This is a genomic window from Thermocrinis albus DSM 14484 (genome assembly GCF_000025605.1).
Classification (GTDB): domain Bacteria; phylum Aquificota; class Aquificia; order Aquificales; family Aquificaceae; genus Thermocrinis; species Thermocrinis albus.
In genome coordinates this window covers 77,821-92,960 of sequence record NC_013894.1, presented here as the reverse complement: position 1 = coordinate 92,960, position 15,140 = coordinate 77,821, and the positions used below count along the sequence as shown (strand labels likewise).

General features: G+C 48.3%; 18 protein-coding genes. 7 read left to right on the top strand and 11 right to left on the bottom strand.

Features of this window, described 5'->3' with window-relative positions:
* Positions 1 to 17: 17 nt before the first annotated feature.
* Genes THAL_RS00480 through rnc form a run of 3 tightly spaced genes read left to right on the top strand, consistent with a single transcriptional unit; the run spans position 18 to position 2,177 of the window.
* Positions 18 to 254, top strand: a complete 237-nt coding sequence (locus THAL_RS00480) for an acyl carrier protein (protein ID WP_012991142.1) — start codon at positions 18 to 20, stop codon at positions 252 to 254.
* A complete protein-coding gene (gene fabF / locus THAL_RS00475; RefSeq protein ID WP_012991141.1) occupies positions 254 to 1,492 on the top strand; it encodes a beta-ketoacyl-ACP synthase II in 1,239 nt (412 codons plus the stop codon). The genes THAL_RS00480 and fabF overlap by 1 nt, the downstream gene beginning before the upstream one ends.
* Complete coding sequence (gene rnc, locus THAL_RS00470; protein ID WP_012991140.1) at positions 1,464 to 2,177, top strand: ribonuclease III; 714 nt, start codon at positions 1,464 to 1,466, stop codon at positions 2,175 to 2,177. The genes fabF and rnc overlap by 29 nt, the downstream gene beginning before the upstream one ends.
* Here the strand turns inward: rnc and THAL_RS00465 are convergent.
* The 6 genes from THAL_RS00465 to THAL_RS00440 are packed head-to-tail and all read right to left on the bottom strand — an operon-like array spanning position 2,134 to position 5,276.
* The gene (locus tag THAL_RS00465; RefSeq protein WP_012991139.1) at positions 2,134 to 2,631 is read right to left on the bottom strand and encodes a hypothetical protein; all 498 of its coding nucleotides are present in this window, start codon (positions 2,629 to 2,631) and stop codon (positions 2,134 to 2,136) included. The genes rnc and THAL_RS00465 overlap by 44 nt on opposite strands.
* Positions 2,573 to 2,944: a toprim domain-containing protein gene (locus tag THAL_RS00460; protein WP_012991138.1), complete on the bottom strand. Its 372-nt coding sequence runs from the start codon at positions 2,942 to 2,944 to the stop codon at positions 2,573 to 2,575. The genes THAL_RS00465 and THAL_RS00460 overlap by 59 nt, the downstream gene beginning before the upstream one ends.
* A gap of 6 nt (positions 2,945 to 2,950) precedes the next feature.
* Positions 2,951 to 3,688, bottom strand: coding sequence for an MlaE family ABC transporter permease (locus THAL_RS00455; protein WP_012991137.1), 738 nt, complete (start codon positions 3,686 to 3,688; stop codon positions 2,951 to 2,953).
* Positions 3,672 to 4,835 carry a chorismate synthase gene (aroC, locus tag THAL_RS00450; RefSeq protein WP_012991136.1) on the bottom strand — a complete coding sequence of 388 codons (1,164 nt, stop codon included), beginning with the start codon at positions 4,833 to 4,835 and terminating at the stop codon, positions 3,672 to 3,674. Before aroC ends, THAL_RS00455 begins: the two co-directional genes overlap by 17 nt.
* Before the next feature lies 1 nt (position 4,836).
* The gene (rpmB, locus tag THAL_RS00445; protein ID WP_012991135.1) at positions 4,837 to 5,037 is read right to left on the bottom strand and encodes a 50S ribosomal protein L28; all 201 of its coding nucleotides are present in this window, start codon (positions 5,035 to 5,037) and stop codon (positions 4,837 to 4,839) included.
* Positions 5,038 to 5,066: 29 nt separating this feature from the next.
* Positions 5,067 to 5,276, bottom strand: a complete 210-nt coding sequence (locus THAL_RS00440) for a hypothetical protein (RefSeq protein WP_012991134.1) — start codon at positions 5,274 to 5,276, stop codon at positions 5,067 to 5,069.
* A 53-nt stretch (positions 5,277 to 5,329) separates the two neighbouring features.
* Here THAL_RS00440 and rgy point away from each other — a divergent pair, with 53 nt between their 5' ends.
* Genes rgy through THAL_RS00420 form a run of 4 tightly spaced genes read left to right on the top strand, consistent with a single transcriptional unit; the run spans position 5,330 to position 10,828 of the window.
* Positions 5,330 to 8,761 (top strand): reverse gyrase, encoded by a 3,432-nt coding sequence (gene rgy / locus THAL_RS00435; RefSeq protein ID WP_012991133.1) that lies wholly within the window; start codon positions 5,330 to 5,332, stop codon positions 8,759 to 8,761.
* A complete protein-coding gene (locus THAL_RS00430) occupies positions 8,758 to 9,162 on the top strand; it encodes a hypothetical protein (protein ID WP_012991132.1) in 405 nt (134 codons plus the stop codon). The genes rgy and THAL_RS00430 overlap by 4 nt, the downstream gene beginning before the upstream one ends.
* 23 nt (positions 9,163 to 9,185) lie before the next feature.
* Positions 9,186 to 9,740, top strand: a complete 555-nt coding sequence (locus tag THAL_RS00425) for a DeoR family transcriptional regulator (protein WP_012991131.1) — start codon at positions 9,186 to 9,188, stop codon at positions 9,738 to 9,740.
* Positions 9,740 to 10,828, top strand: coding sequence for a geranylgeranyl reductase family protein (locus THAL_RS00420; protein ID WP_012991130.1), 1,089 nt, complete (start codon positions 9,740 to 9,742; stop codon positions 10,826 to 10,828). The genes THAL_RS00425 and THAL_RS00420 overlap by 1 nt, the downstream gene beginning before the upstream one ends.
* On the opposite strand, the gene THAL_RS00415 is transcribed toward THAL_RS00420, so the two are convergent.
* From THAL_RS00415 to THAL_RS08445, 5 genes are all read right to left on the bottom strand, one after another.
* Positions 10,806 to 11,069: an EscU/YscU/HrcU family type III secretion system export apparatus switch protein gene (locus THAL_RS00415; RefSeq protein ID WP_012991129.1), complete on the bottom strand. Its 264-nt coding sequence runs from the start codon at positions 11,067 to 11,069 to the stop codon at positions 10,806 to 10,808. The genes THAL_RS00420 and THAL_RS00415 overlap by 23 nt on opposite strands.
* A gap of 3 nt (positions 11,070 to 11,072) precedes the next feature.
* Positions 11,073 to 12,008, bottom strand: a complete 936-nt coding sequence (locus tag THAL_RS00410) for a flagellar hook-length control protein FliK (protein WP_012991128.1) — start codon at positions 12,006 to 12,008, stop codon at positions 11,073 to 11,075.
* Between the two features lie 5 nt (positions 12,009 to 12,013).
* Positions 12,014 to 12,886: an ROK family protein gene (locus tag THAL_RS00405; RefSeq protein ID WP_012991127.1), complete on the bottom strand. Its 873-nt coding sequence runs from the start codon at positions 12,884 to 12,886 to the stop codon at positions 12,014 to 12,016.
* Positions 12,877 to 13,818: a magnesium/cobalt transporter CorA gene (gene corA, locus THAL_RS00400; RefSeq protein WP_012991126.1), complete on the bottom strand. Its 942-nt coding sequence runs from the start codon at positions 13,816 to 13,818 to the stop codon at positions 12,877 to 12,879. The genes THAL_RS00405 and corA overlap by 10 nt, the downstream gene beginning before the upstream one ends.
* A 108-nt stretch (positions 13,819 to 13,926) precedes the next feature.
* Positions 13,927 to 15,117, bottom strand: coding sequence for an ATP-dependent helicase (locus THAL_RS08445; RefSeq protein WP_245522242.1), 1,191 nt, complete (start codon positions 15,115 to 15,117; stop codon positions 13,927 to 13,929).
* Positions 15,118 to 15,140: the final 23 nt, after the last annotated feature.

Below are 15,140 nucleotides of genomic sequence, written 5' to 3'. Positions count from 1 at the left end.
ACACGAGGAGGTATAGGATGGATCTCGAAAACAGAGTAAAGGAGATAATAGCCGACCAGTTAGGCGTTGAGGTGGACAAACTTACACCAGAAGCCAGCTTTGTGGAGGACCTGGGTGCCGACTCCCTTGACGTGGTAGAACTCATCATGGCCTTTGAGGAGGAGTTCGGTATAGAGATCCCCGATGAGGATGCAGAAAAAATAAGAACAGTAGGAGATGTCATCAACTATCTGAAGGAGAGAGTTAAGAGCTGATGCGCAGAGTTGTAGTGACGGGCCTTGGGGTGGTGAGCCCCATAGGTACCGGCGTTGACAAATTTTGGAACAATTTGGTCTCCGGTGTCAGCGGTGTTGATAGGATAAGACGCTTTGATCCCGAAGAGATAGGTCTGTCGGTTCATATAGCGGCGGAAGTTAAAGACTTTAATCCGGAGCTTTACTTTGACAAAAAAGATGCCCAGAAGGTGTCAGACTTCATAAAGTTTGCGGTAGCGGCTGCGGAGGAGGCTCTGAAGGACAGCGGTCTTCTGGAGTCGTCCTTTGATCCTTATCGCGTTGCCGTCATAGTGGGTACGGGTATAGGGGGTTTAAGGGACATAGAGGAGCAGCAGAAAGTTCTGATGGAAAAAGGTCCAAGGCGTGTGTCTCCCTTTTTCATACCTTACGGTATATCCAACATGGCTTCAGGTCTCATAGCCATAAGATACGGTTTTAAAGGGCCTAACTACTGCGTGGTATCTGCCTGCGCTACAGGAAACCACGCTATAGGAGATGCTATGAGGCTTATCCAGAGGGGTGATGTGGATGTGGCCATAGCAGGTGGCTGTGAGAGCGCCATAACGCCCTTAGGTGTGGCCGGATTTGCCTCCATGAAGGCCCTCTCCACCCGTAATGACGAGCCTCAAAAGGCATCCAGACCTTTTGACAAAGATAGAGACGGTTTTGTGATGGGAGAAGGTGCAGGAATACTGGTACTGGAAGAGTATGAGCATGCCAAAGCCAGAGGTGCTAAGATTTACGCAGAGCTGGTAGGATACGGAGCCACCGACGATGCCTACCACATAACGGCACCTTGTGGTGACGGAGAGGGAGCCTACATGTGTATGAAGTTGGCTCTTGAGGACGCGGGCATACCACCCCACGAGGTGGATTACATCAACGCTCACGGTACTTCCACTCCCCTCAACGACAAGGTGGAGACTTACGCCATAAAAAGACTGTTTGGAGAACATGCCTACCGGCTCAAGATAAGCTCCAATAAGTCCATGATAGGACACCTTTTAGGAGCCGCCGGTGCGGTGGAGGCTGTAGCTACCGTTAAAACCATCCAGACAGGTATAATCCCTCCCACCATAAATCTGGAAAACCCGGATCCTGAGTGTGATTTGGACTACACCCCTATGGTGGCTGTACAGAAGGAGGTGAACGTAGCCCTTTCTAACTCCTTCGGTTTCGGTGGAACTAATGCGTGCCTCGTTTTCAGAAAGCTCTAAGGTAATAGAAAAGGTTCTAGGATACTCCTTCAGAGATCCTTCTCTCCTGGAGGAAGCTCTCACCCACAGATCGGTGGCCGTTGGTAGAAGAAGTTACGAAGTCCTAGAGTTCTTAGGAGATGCTTTAATAAACCTCTTTGTGGTGGATCTTTTACTCCAGAACTTTCCCCAAAGTAGAGAAGGACAGTTGGCCATAATGAAGGCCTTTTTCGTCAGTGAGGATTTTCTGAGTCAGTTATCCCAAGAACTAGGTTTAGAGTCTCTTATAAAGATGGAGCGTAGGAGAAAAAACATAAGTAGTTCCATACTGGCCGATGTCTTTGAAGCTCTGTGGGGAGCCATATACATGGACACAGGCAGAGATCTAAACACCACTAGGGATCTCTTTTTTAAGAACTACGGTGAGCGGATATTACAGGTGGTGAAGGAAGGAAGTTACCGAAAGGATTACAAGACTTTACTACAAGAACTCACCCAACACCTGTGGAAAACAAGACCCACTTACCGTCTTATAGGTACGGAAGGGCCACACCACAACAGAATCTTTGAGGTGGAGTGTCAGGTAGGTTCTTACAGGGCTGTGGGCAAGGGAAAAAGTAAGAAGGAGGCAGAACAGGAGTCTGCCAAAAAACTTTACGAACTTATCCTATCCTCTGAAGGTTCTGCAGATCAAACTTGCGGTTAAAACTCATAGCCTGCTGTATAACCTCTCTGTACACGAGGAAGGGTGTGAGTATAGCCTTTATTCTTTCGTCCTCTTCCGTAAGGAGTTGATCCAAGGTGTTCATCAGATGCTCCAGCCGTGCGTTTATGGAACCTACCACGTCCAGCCTCTCTATCTCCCTCTGAAGCTCCTCGGGTATAGCCGCCAGAAAAGTTATGTCAAAGTTGAAGATCTCGTAAAGATCGTATATGTAATCCAAAACTTCTGAGAGCAGACTCACGAAGTTCTTCTCAAACTCTGAAAGGCGTTTTGAGATCCTCTCCTTCTCACCTTCCTCCAAACAGGACTCTACGAGAACTCTGGCCTCCTCCATGTCCCCCTTTATCTCCCCCAAAAGACCCTCCAGCATGTCTATGTTAAACCTTATCACCCTGTCCTGCGTCAGGAGAGACATCAGCACTTCTGACTTTTTCATAAAGCTCCTCCATATAGATCACGCCCCATTCTCTCAACCTCTCGCGTATGTCCTCTATAAAAATATATCCCTGAGATGTGAGAAGGTCCCTCAGTTTACGGTGAAGTTTCTCGCCTTGAGGATCAAGGTCCACCATAGATATAACGTGTCTGAAGTTTTCCAGAAGGTCGGGAAGATCGGTAAGCCTCTTCCCCTCCAAAGTTATTATGTTGCCAACCCCCAGTTTCAAAAGAGCTTCTTTGTCCCTCTTCCCTTCCACCAGCACCGCCGCAGTTTGGGAACGCTTTCTCAGGTCATCTATTATGGCCTTCATGTTATGTTAGAAAATTATGGCTGTTAAAAAGTAGTCGGATATCAGTACCAGCATGGAAGAGGTTACCACGCTGGAGGTGGTGGCTCTTCCAACCCCCTCTGTTCCTCCTTTCGTGTAAAAACCGAAGTAACAACTTACCGCAGAAACTACGAGACCAAAGAAAACAGCCTTGTAAAGACCACCCACAAAATCATAAAACTCCACAAGATCCCTCATCCTTTCCCAAAAGAGGTGGTTGTTAACACCGAAGAGTCCAACCGCCACAAACCATCCTCCCAGTATTCCTGCCACGTCGGATATTATCGTAAGGAGGGGAAGCCCGAGAACACCAGCCACTATTCGGGGTGTCACCAAATAGCTTACAGGGTTCATACCCATCACCTCTAAAGCGTCTATCTGTTCCGTTATACGCATGGTGCCTATGCTGGCCGTCATAGCAGACCCTACACGTGCCGTTACCATAAGAGCTGTGAGTACCGGTCCCAGTTCTCGGAACATGGAGAGAGCCACCACAGCCCCTATGAGAAACTCTGCGTTGAATCGGTGGAAAGTGGAGTAAGTTTGCAGAGCTATGACACCTCCCGAGAAGAGGGATGTGATCACCACCACAGGTACCGTCTCCGCTCCCAGATAAGCCAGTTGTTTTACAAAGTGATAAAGTCTGGGGGGATTTCTAAAGAGGAAGTATATACCCAAGAAAGTGAGGAGAGCGGCCTTCCCCACCTCCTCAAAAACTCTTAACATACTCCAGATACCTCGCGTACCTCTCCTTTATCTCTTCCATAAAATCGCCACCCAGTTTCTCCAAAAGAGCCTGTGCTACCACAAAGGCCAACATGGCTTCTCCTACCACAGATGCGGCAGGAACCGCCACCACGTCGGTACGCTCTTTACCCGCACTTACCTCCTCCTTGGTTTGTATGTCCACACTTCTGAGAGGTCTGGCCAGGGTGGGTATGGGTTTCATGGCACACCTCACCAGGATGGGCATACCGTTGGTGACACCACCCTCCGTTCCACCCAAGTGGTTAGTGTATCTAAAAAAGCCTCTCTCTGGGTCCCACCCTATCTCGTCGTGTACCTGTGAACCTTTCCGTTTGGCAGCCTCAAAACCCAACCCTATCTCTACCCCCTTTATGGCCTGGATGCTCATCATAGCCTGGGCAATTCTCCCATCTATCCTTCTGTCCCACTGGGTATGACTACCAAGACCCGGTGGTACGTTCAAGGCAAACACCTCAAACACACCACCTAAACTTTCTCCCATCTGCTTCGCCTCATCTATAAGCTCCATAAAGAGAGGATCTTTGGTGGGGTCCGGAAACCTCACCACCGATTCTTCTGCCAGAAGGTGGCGCTTCTCCAGATCCTCTTCCTGGATGGGTGGGCTGAGGGATCCTATACTGACCACATAACTACCCACCTTTATACCCAGTTCCTGCAGAAACTTTTTGCAAACCGCTCCTACGGCGCATCTGCAGGCGGTTTCGCGTGCCGAAGCTCTTTCCAGAATGTTCCTCAGATCACGTTGGTTGTACTTTATACCACCCGCTAAGTCGGCATGACCAGGTCTGGGGCGCGTGAAGGGTACTGCTGACGATGGCCTTTCTCCTTCCACCGCCATCTTCTCCTTCCAGTTCTCCCAGTCTCTGTTCTTTATGAGGAGGGCTATAGGTGCTCCCGTAGTCTTTCCGAATCTCACACCTGACAGAATCTCCACCTGGTCCTGCTCTATTTTCATCCTCCCTCCTCTGCCGTAACCCTTCTGTCTTCTCCTCAGGTCTCGGTTTATGTCCTCCGCCGACAGCTCCAAGTTGGCCGGTATACCTTCCAGTATACAAACTAAGGCCTGTCCGTGAGATTCCCCCGCTGTCAGAAATCTGATGGACATATCATCCTGTACGTACCACTTTTTGAACTTTACCGGCCTTTATGCACTTGGCACACACATAGACCCTTTTTACAGAACCATCTTCCAGTCTCACCCTTATCCTGTGAAGGTTGGCTTTAAACTTCCTTGGGTTTCTCTCAGCAGAGAAAGTAACGCTTCTTCCTATCTTGGTGGTCTTGCCACACACAAAGCACCTTGCCATCTTTCCACCTCCGGAAGGCTAAAATTATATCACTCTTCTGGCAAAGCTTTCTGGGTACTATACAGGATGGTGTAAAGAACTATATAACCGTCTATGCCGTGCTCCCTGGCAAAGGTCACCTTCACGTCCAAAATTCTTCCACCCTCCTCCTCTATACCGGAGAGGACCTCGTTGAGCCTTCTGGTGATCTCCTGAGGTGTACCCTCTATATCCACTGCAAAAGCTCTAACCTTCTCCATACTTTTTAACTATAACGTAAGTAGGTGGAAAAGGGTGTATTATTAATACTCTTATGATAGGTGCTGTTTTCAAAAACCTGTGTCCCAACTGTGGAGGCGACATAGGGGCGGATAGACTGCAGAGGGGATTACCCTGTGAGAGGTGTATGCCCCAAGAAGGAGATCCTTGCCACCTTCTTACCGAAGGCCAACTTAGGATATGGTGTGACGTGGAGAAGAAGGAAGAGGATTGGGAAAAACATTTTGAAAGATGCGTAGGTTCTAAACCCTGGAGCCTCCAAAAGACATGGGCCAAGAGGGTCTTTATGGGGCACTCCTTTGCACTTCTTGCCCCCACCGGTGTAGGTAAGACATCCTTTGGTCTTGCCATGGCCAGTTTTCTCGCCAAAGAGGGTAAAAGATCTTACATAATACTGCCTACCCGTATCTTGGTGGAACAGGTGGTCCATAAACTTCAGGAAAGGTTCAGACTGAAGGAAGAGGACCTTCTTTACTTTGGTGACGATTCCAAAAAGCAGAAGGAGGAAAAGAGGGAGAGACTCAAAGAGGGTAGGTTTAAAGTGTTGGTGACCACCTCCATGTTCCTTTACAGGAACTATCAGGATATACCCTCGGGTTTTTCCTTTATCTTTGTGGACGATGTAGATTCCTTTCTTAAGACCGCCAAAAACGTAGATAAAGCTCTGTACCTTTTGGGTTTCTCAGAGGAAGATATAGACCTGGCTATGAGGGTGATACAGCTTAAGACAAAACGCCAGAAGACAGATGAAGACTGGGAGAAGATAAAGGAGATAAGTCAAAAACTGATGGAGAAGAGGGGAGAGGGTGTTCTGGTGGTGTCTTCAGCCACTTCCAACCCAAGATCCAACAGGGTCAAACTCTTCAGAGAACTTCTCGGTTTTGAGGTAGGAACACCCACCTTTTACCTGCGTAACGTGGTGGATGCCTATCAAGAAGGTACCCACAACTTCTTAGACTGGGTCAAGAGGCTGGGAGGTGGAGGGCTCTTGTTTGTATCTTCCGACAAAGGTAAAGAAGAGGTGGATAGGGTTGTAAATATCCTGAGGGGTGAGGGTATATCTGCAGTGTCTTACGAGGAACTAAAGGAGGAAACTTTAAAGGACTTTGAGGAAGGTAAGATCCAGCTGCTGGTGGGAATAGCTTCCTACAGGAACCCTCTGGCCAGGGGACTGGACCTTCCTCATGTGATACGGTACGCTCTCTTTCTGGGTGTTCCTAAGATAGTTATTTCTCTGAAGTTCGAAACAAACCTTTCCCATCTTCTGTGGGCTCTGTCCTCTATAAGATCTTACATAGTGAAGAAGCTACCTCAACACATGCAGAAGGTGGACAACTGGATATCCCAGTTACGCAGGTATCAGTACCTGACGGAGGAGTTTGTGGAAGAGAGGCCAGACCTAAAAGAGAGATTAGATCAGCTGAGGAGCCAGATAGGAGAGTTTTTAAGTTCCGAAGAGTTGGTGAGGATAATGTCCGAATCTGAGGAGATAACTCTGAGGAAGACGGAGGAAGGATATCAGTTGGTGGTTTCTGATGCCACGGGGTATCTTCAGGCAAGCGGTAGAACTTCCCGTATGTACGCAGGGGGTGTTACAAAAGGTTTCAGCCTTATTTTTGTAGATGATAAAAAAGCTTTTCACCACCTTGTGAAGAAGGTCAGATGGTTCAGTGACGACATTAACTTCTTACCTGTGGAAGGACTGGACGTGGAGAAGATTATGGAAGAAGTGGATGCGGATCGTTCCAATGTTAGAGCCTTTATGAAGGGTGACGTATCGGTGAGCTCCTCGGATCTTTTAAAACCTGTACTGATAGTGGTGGAGTCTCCCAACAAAGCTCGAACCATAGCCAACTTCTTTGGGAAAGCGGTGAGAAGGAGAGTAGGTCAGCATGATCTTCTGGAAACATCTGTGGAGGACAGATATCTGATGATAACAGCTTCCTTGGGCCACGTTCTGGACCTCGTTAAGGAAGGTGGTTTCCACGGTGTCCTTATGGAGAAAGGCGTTACACCCATGTACGAAGTTATAGAAGGTAAGGAGTACGTAGTGGAGAGTTTGCGCAGAATGGCCTCTGAGAGTATGGAAGTTCTTATAGCCACCGACCCAGATACAGAAGGTGAAAAGATAGGTTGGGATCTTATGCAGCTCCTAAAACCCTACAACCACAGTATAAGAAGGATGGAGTTTCACGAAGTTACCAAAAAGGCCATCTTGAGGGCACTGAAAGAACCCAGAGACATAAACGAGAATCTGGTGAAGGCCCAGATAGTGAGGCGCGTTTCCGACAGATGGGTAGGTTTTGAGTTCTCTCAGATTCTTCAGCAGGCTTTTGGAAAGAGCTGGCTTTCTGCGGGTAGGGTCCAGACACCTGTTCTGGGATGGATAATAGAGAGGGAAAAAGAGTACCGTCAGAAAATCTACAAGGTTCAAGTTCTCATAAGAGACGAGAAAGGGAGGCTGAAACTGGAGCTGGACTTTGAGGACAGAAAGACAGCGGAGGCTTTCTTTAAAGAACTTAGTTACATAGAAGTAACCGTCAAGGATCAGAAGGAGGAGCTGAGAAACCCACCACCCCCCTTCAGGACCGACACTCTCCTTAAGGAGGCCAGTGACCGATACAGGTTCTCTCTACCGAAAACCATGGCACTGGCGCAGACTCTCTTTGAACTGGGTTTTATCACCTATCACAGAACGGACTCTGTGAGGGTGTCCGACTACGGTATGTCTATAGCCAGAGAGTACATAGAGGAGGAGTTAGGGAAGGAGTACGTGCACACAAGACAGTGGGGTGAAGGCGGAGCCCACGAATGTATAAGACCCACAAGACCCTTAGAGCCCGAAGAACTCCGGTCCATGGTGTTAAGCGGACAGGTGGAGGGTCTCACAAAGGAACATATCCTCCTGTACGAACTTATATTCAGGCGCTTCATGGCCAGCCAGACGAGAGCTGTAAAAGTGAAGGTGAAAGATGTGGTGATAAAAGCCTTAGACAGATCTGTGGAGTTGTCGCTAGTGACGGATGTTCTGCAAGATGGTTGGAACAAGTTTCTTGATTTAGAACTGAACCCAGACATACCTCCTCGCTTGGATGTTAGAGAACTGAAGCAGATGAAAAAACAACCGAAGGCTTACCTTTACACTCACGGAGAACTGGTGCAGGAGATGAAGAGGAGAGGTATAGGAAGGCCATCCACCTACGCCACCATAGTGGAAAAACTTCTGGAGAGAGGTTACGTCATAGAGAAGCGTGGTTTTCTTATCCCCACCAAGTTGGGTAAGAAGGTATACGAGTATCTGAGGAAAAGGGAGGAGATAAAGGCCTTTCTATCTGAGGACTTTACACGCAGACTGGAGGAAGTTATGGACAGAGTAGAAGAAGGCAAAGCCGACTACGAGGAAGTTCTGAAAGGGCTTTATAGGGATATAATAAAGGTGGAGGCCATAATGGAGGTGACGAGATGATATTCCTTCATCCTCTGTTTGCTTACACCACCCTGATGGTAGCTGTTCTCACCTTTGTACTGTACCTGCTGGGCACCAGCCTTCTGAGAAACACACCTGCTGTGAGGTATGCCCTGTACAGCAACCTTCTCCTTCTGGTGTTGGCCCTTTTCTCTGTCCTTACAGGCTTCTCGGTGGCTGGTGTTCCTCTCGTACAGTCCAAAGTACCCTGGTTGTGGGGATTTCCCCACCAGTGGAACGGTGTCCTTCTCCTTATCTTCTCTCTTCTGACCTTTGTCTATTTCTGGTTTAAGGAAGATAAGGCGGGTAAGCTGGGTTTTATGTTGGCTTTTCTCGGACTCTTCTTGGCAATGGTCCAGTTCATAACGGGGTGGATGATAAGGCTCGTCTTCTTTGACTAAATTTTTCGTTAATTTAACAGATTATGGGAAGGAAGGAGAGGATCCTGCAGTTGATAGAGGAGGGGCACACCAACGTAAAGTCCCTGGCCCAGAAGTTAGGGGTTTCTCTCATGACCGTCTACAGGGACATAAAGGAGTTGGAGTTAGAGGGAAGAGTAGTAAGAAAGCATGGGGAGGTTCGCCTTAAAGAAGAGCAAGATGACGGGCACTGTTCTTTCTGTGGAAAAAGTGTAGAGAACAGACTGGAGATGGTCTACAGGGTAGGTGGAAGGAGGATAAGAGCCTGCTGTGCCCATTGCGGTCTTCTTCTCTACAGAGAGTTGGAAGGGAAAGACATACTGGCCTGTATGACTAAGGATTTTATAACAGGTAAGCTGATAAACTGTTTCACTGCGTGGTACGTGGTGGGATCTTCTGCGGAGGTGTGTTGTAGTCCTTCTGCTTTGGCCTTTGAAAGAATAGAAGATGCAAGGCGATTTGCCAAGGGTTTTGGGGGTAGGGTCCTCAACTTTGAGGGTGCTGTGAAGGCGGTGGAGGAGATAATGAAGAGGGGAACACCTGTTCAGTTAAAGCTGTGATGCGTTACGATGCTGTGGTGATAGGTGCTGGTCCTGGTGGTTCCTCGGCAGCACGATCGTTGGCTCAAAAAGGTCTGAAAGTCCTTCTGATAGAAAGGAAAACCCTTCCCAGATTCAAACTGTGTGCAGGCTGTCTCTCTGCGAGAACTAGCACTCTATTGCCTGAAGGATGGAGAAAAAAGGTCCTGAACACCATAAGGGGTGGTATTCTGGGTTTTAAAGGAGGCCTGGAGACACACCTACGTGCGAAGGATGATATAGCCTTTATAGTGGACAGGAGGGATTTTGACCTATTTTTGGTAGAAAAGGCTCTAGAGGAGGGGGTAGATCTCTTGCAGGAAGAAGAGTTTTTGACTTTCCAAGAGGAAAGGGGTTCTTACCGAGTTGTGACCAACAGAAGGACGATAATTTGTGACTTTTTGGTAGGTGCCGACGGTGTTCACTCTAAGGTGGCGCGTCTCTTAGGTTACAGAAAACGGAAGTTGTTCAGATCTGTTGAGTTTTTCTTGGAGTCATACGGTGGTGACGAGGTAAGGATAGACATAGGTTTTGTAAAGAGGGGGTACGGGTGGGTCTTTCCTAAGGGAGAAGGTGCCAGTGTAGGGATGGCAACGGCGGAAAAGGAAGACCTCATGAAGACTTTTTTGGAATACTCCTCTTACATCACAGAGAGGGTTCCACAAAAGGTCCTCGGCTGGCACATACCTTACGCGGAAGGATGGGATGACGTGAGCTTAGGTAAGGAGAGGGTGCTTTTGGTGGGTGACGCTGCCGGTCTCGTGGATCCCCTTTTGGGAGAAGGTATCTACTACGCTATAAAGAGCGGTCAACTAGCTGGCAGAGCTGTGGTGGAGTCTCCCTCCCATCCTTCTACCCTCTACAGAGAACTCCTCAGGTCTACTGTTGATGATCTTATATATGCGGGAAAGATAGCTAGACTGGCGTACCGTTTCCAGAAGACAGCCTTCAGAATGGGATCCTTAGGTGGATTGGACCTCTTTTACATGCTTTTGAGAGGAGAGGAAAGCTACAGGAGCCTCTACAGAAAGGGTTGGAAGAAGTTCATCAAGAGCCTTTTTGTTGCGTAACTTTCCTAACAAACAGAAGGATTTGGGCCACTGCTCTATAAAGGCGGGGTGGTATCTCCTCCAGAAGCTCCACCCCCATGAGAGCGGTGACCAGCTGTGGATCCTCCACTACAGGAACACCGTATTCTTTAGCCAACTGAAGTATCTTCTCCGCTACGTCCCCCATACCCTTGGCTACCACCACTGGTGCCCTGTCCTTTTCCTGATGGTACCTCAGAGCTACCGCCTTCTTTCTCTCCACAGCTTAAACCACCATATGTATACCACTATCGGGCAGAAAATCCCTCATGATGAAGGGGATCTCCTCCTCGGAGCACGGCTTCACCTGTAGATCTCTGAGCTCCACACCTTCCTCCCTCAGCATAGACCTTAGATCCTCCAGCGAGGACTCCAATTTTTCCATGAGATACTGGGAGGGTGTGACGAAGGTGACGCGAACCCACGGTATGTCATCCTTGCGTGGTGCTTGCACAAGCACCAGAAGGCGTCCTACTCCAGTTCTCAGGTCCACCATTACCCTGTACTGATCATCCGCTTTTAAAAAAATGTAGCCTCTTCTTTCTCCCTCCTCATCCATCTCCCAGCTTACCACAAGGACACCGTGCTGGGCCATAACCCATTGAGCAGCCTGCACCGCTTTCACTCCTTCCTTCGAACCGGATAAGATAAGCTTGGCTTTTGCATCTTCCATCAGTTCTTCCGGTTTTATGTCTCCCAGCAGAAGCTTGACAAGCTTTTTTTCGTAAAAGATGCCAGAATTCCACAGAAAACTCCTCAGATCCTCACCTCTCCAGTGAACCCACGCGGTTGGTGGTTGGAGGATAAACTCCATTAGAGATGGTGCACCCTGAAACCTTATGAGCTTTACAACCCGTAACACCACGCTCTCCGTACCTCTCTCTACCATCATGTCCAGAAGATCACCCACCCTTAGATCAATGGAGAGTTTGTTGTTGGCCATTATCTCGTACCCTCCTTCCAAGAGTATCCTGATGACTCCTCCCTTCACATCGAGAACACGACCTCTTATGCTCCCATCCCTTAACGCACTCAGGAGTACTTCAGGTACAGTGGACGCCAGTTTTATCCTAAGATGGGACGATGCCTCCTGTGCTCTATACCCCTGAGATGTATCTATGGCATGCTCCAGAAAAACCCCCTCTACACGCCTTATCTCCATAACATTCAAATATGATCCTGTGCGAGAGCAAGGGCACCCAACGCCATGCAAAACTCCCCCTCGGAAGAGAAGTGAAGACTAAAGCAGTTAGCAGGTAGTTTCTCGGCACGTTTCCTTACCTCCTCTTCCAGATTACCCAGCCATGGTTTCAGGGCCTCCACCATACCACCTGCCAGAACCACCCTATCTGGGTTAAAGAGGTGAAGAGCGTTCATAATACCAGTTACCATGTAGTCCAACATGATCTGTACGCTTTCTAGAGCCTTTTCTTCACCCTGTAGTGCCACCTTTACTATCTCAGTGTGATGAAGATGCTCCCCAGTGAGTCTTCTGTAGATGTTCTCAAGGCCATAGGAAGAACAGTAAGCTTCCCAACATCCTCTCCTTCCACAGTGACACTGCTGTCCGTCCTTTTCCAGTATGTGGTGACCCAGTTCAAGAGCACTGCCACACGCACCAAGAAAGGGCCTCCCATCTATCACGAGACCTGCACCCAGACCGGTTCCTATAGCCACGAGAAGGAGAACCTTGCTGTCGGTGTGATGATAGAACCATTCGCCATAAGCCCCAGCTGTCACGTCGTTCATCACTATCACCTTTCGCCCATCTTCTTCTAAAAACTCCCTGAGGTTCACACCGTCCAAAGCGGGTATGTTGGGAGATCTGTCCACTACACCATGGGTGGATGTAAAACCCGCCACAGCTACACCCACCACCTCAGGTCTGCCGTCATCCACTATCCTCTTTATCTCCCGTAGAAAGGCTTCTCTATCTGTCACTAAGTGATGCACGTAGAACTTCTCTCTTCTACCGTCGTGATGAACCACTTTAACGAAGGTCCCACCTATGTCTACCCCTTTTATTCTCCTCAGAGCCATCCCTTTTTTTTGGTCCACAGAAGTAAGGCAACGGTTACCAACACCATAAGACCCAAAGCGTAGGGATAACCATATCTCCACTCCAGCTCAGGCATGTGTTTGAAGTTCATGCCGTATATACTGGCTATGAGGGTAGCAGGTAAAAATACGGTAGCCAGCACGGTAAAAACTTTGACCGCTTCGTTCTGCTTTACGGATATGAGACCTAACAGGGTGTTCTGGATGCTGTCTATCTTGTGCATATAAAAGCCCGTGTAGTCCAGAAGAGTGCTGAGGTCATCTATGGCCGTCTTTATATCCCTCTTGGTTTGAGCGTTCACCCGAGGGCTCTTTACAAAGTGGGACAGAACACGCAGTTTCTCGTTTATGGACTCTCTGAGGGTGATGTTGAGCTCATCGTAGTAGGATATGTCCTTCACCACCTCCTGAGACTGCTCCTGAAGGATCTCCTTTCTCAGATTTCTTATACGTCTTCCCAGTATCTCCAGCCTGTCCCCTATTCTGTCTACCTCTATCTTTACTATCTCTGCAAAAACTGACTCAGCAAACTGAAAGAACAACCGTTGACTTTGAGCTCTTCCGAGGAATATGAGGAGAGTGGGTATGTCCCTATACCGAAGAGTGGCTATATACCTTCCCTTTATGAAGAAGAGAACAGGTTCCACCTTTATGTCATCCTTCTGTTGCACCACAAAGGATAAACTCATGTAGATGGACTCTCCCTCTTCTCTGTACTTGCTGCTGATTTCTATATCACCGAAGACCTCTCTCGGTGGCATCTGAAACCCTATGGTACTGCTCAACCACTTTATCTCCTCTTCGGTGGGATTTTCCACGTCCAGCCACACCACCCTGTCCTTCGGAACTTCCGTAAACTCGTCTATGGAACGCTCGGTGAACCCCAAGCTCTCGTTAACGTAGAGTTTTATCATGTTCTCTTTCCGCCCATAAATCTACCGTACCACCACAGAATACCCATAATCAGTCCCGTGAAACCTGCAAGACCTACCAAGTAAACCACTACGTCCATGTTAAAAATTTTACTCTACGGGTTCCAAGAAAGCAGAATAGATACTTTTCTCTCCGTCCTTGAACCTCACTATCACCCTGGGCCCCTCTACCCTCACCACATGGCCTATACCGAAAACACGGTGTTGAACTTTTTGTCCCGCCCTCCAGGTGAGCTGTCCCTTTTCTTTCTTAACGAAGGCAGAAAGATCCAGCAGGTTTTTGGGTATGCAGGAGAGGAACCTACTTGGCTTTGATTTCTCTCGTGTGTAACTCATAAAGAGAAGTTCTCTGGCACGGGTTATACCCACGTAGAAGAGTCGCCTCTCTTCTTCCAGACGATCCTCCTCTATAGACTTTTCGTGAGGCAGTATCCCCTCCTCAAGTCTTGGTAAAAACACCACATCAAACTCAAGGCCTTTGCTGGCGTGGATAGTCATAATGCGCACCGCATCCTGTTCTTCTTCTTCTCCTGACAAGAGTGTAACTTCTTCCACCACGTCCTCCCAGCTGTAACCTTCTCTTTTTCTGGCTTTCAGATACAGCAAAAGCTCTTGGACATTCTTCCGTCTTTCTTCTGATAGGTCTTCCATGTAACCAACAGCGTCTAGAAAGTTCTCCAAAGCGGTGGGATAGTCCTCTATGTTCTTCTGAAGGATTCTCAGGAGAACTATAAGGTGGTGCAAACTCTGAGCAGCGGATGGTCTCAGATGCTTCAGAGCCATCTGGGAGGCCTCTATCCAGTCACCTTTGTAAAAGGCTTGTATCTTCTCCCAAGACTTATCTCCCAGATTTTGGGAGAAGGCCTGGAGAAATCTACGAAAGGCCACACTGTTACTTCTGTTGGCCAGTATCATGAAGGGTGAGAGAACGTCCTTCACCTCTGCCCTCTCAAAGAAACGCAAGGTCCCAACCACCTTGTAGGGTATACGGGCGGAAAAGAGAGCTCTCTCTATGGCTTCTGTCACGTAGCTGGTTCTCACCAGTATAGCTATCCGGGAGAGGGGGTAGCTCGGGGAGAGTTCTTTTATCTTGTTGGCTATCCAACTTGCTTCTTCGTCCTCCCTTTCAAACCTCCTGACCACAGGTTTTGAACCTTCACCTTTGGCAGATACCAAAACAGGAACAAGATCCTTCCATGCCACTTCAGAGGAGGCCACTACCGCATTGGCCACCTGTACGATATACCCTCCTGATCTATAGTTGATTTCCAGCTTAACCACATCCGGATTAAAGTCCTCTATAA

Coding starts and splice junctions, on each gene's coding strand:
- THAL_RS00480 (WP_012991142.1), top strand. CDS start 18: ATGGATCTCGAAAACAGAGTAAAGGAGATAATAGCCGACCAGTTAGGC.
- fabF (WP_012991141.1), top strand. CDS start 254: ATGCGCAGAGTTGTAGTGACGGGCCTTGGGGTGGTGAGCCCCATAGGT.
- rnc (WP_012991140.1), top strand. CDS start 1,464: ATGCGTGCCTCGTTTTCAGAAAGCTCTAAGGTAATAGAAAAGGTTCTA.
- THAL_RS00465 (WP_012991139.1), bottom strand. CDS start 2,631: ATGAAAAAGTCAGAAGTGCTGATGTCTCTCCTGACGCAGGACAGGGTG.
- THAL_RS00460 (WP_012991138.1), bottom strand. CDS start 2,944: ATGAAGGCCATAATAGATGACCTGAGAAAGCGTTCCCAAACTGCGGCG.
- THAL_RS00455 (WP_012991137.1), bottom strand. CDS start 3,688: ATGTTAAGAGTTTTTGAGGAGGTGGGGAAGGCCGCTCTCCTCACTTTC.
- aroC (WP_012991136.1), bottom strand. CDS start 4,835: ATGTCCATCAGATTTCTGACAGCGGGGGAATCTCACGGACAGGCCTTA.
- rpmB (WP_012991135.1), bottom strand. CDS start 5,037: ATGGCAAGGTGCTTTGTGTGTGGCAAGACCACCAAGATAGGAAGAAGC.
- THAL_RS00440 (WP_012991134.1), bottom strand. CDS start 5,276: ATGGAGAAGGTTAGAGCTTTTGCAGTGGATATAGAGGGTACACCTCAG.
- rgy (WP_012991133.1), top strand. CDS start 5,330: ATGATAGGTGCTGTTTTCAAAAACCTGTGTCCCAACTGTGGAGGCGAC.
- THAL_RS00430 (WP_012991132.1), top strand. CDS start 8,758: ATGATATTCCTTCATCCTCTGTTTGCTTACACCACCCTGATGGTAGCT.
- THAL_RS00425 (WP_012991131.1), top strand. CDS start 9,186: ATGGGAAGGAAGGAGAGGATCCTGCAGTTGATAGAGGAGGGGCACACC.
- THAL_RS00420 (WP_012991130.1), top strand. CDS start 9,740: ATGCGTTACGATGCTGTGGTGATAGGTGCTGGTCCTGGTGGTTCCTCG.
- THAL_RS00410 (WP_012991128.1), bottom strand. CDS start 12,008: ATGGAGATAAGGCGTGTAGAGGGGGTTTTTCTGGAGCATGCCATAGAT.
- THAL_RS00405 (WP_012991127.1), bottom strand. CDS start 12,886: ATGGCTCTGAGGAGAATAAAAGGGGTAGACATAGGTGGGACCTTCGTT.
- corA (WP_012991126.1), bottom strand. CDS start 13,818: ATGATAAAACTCTACGTTAACGAGAGCTTGGGGTTCACCGAGCGTTCC.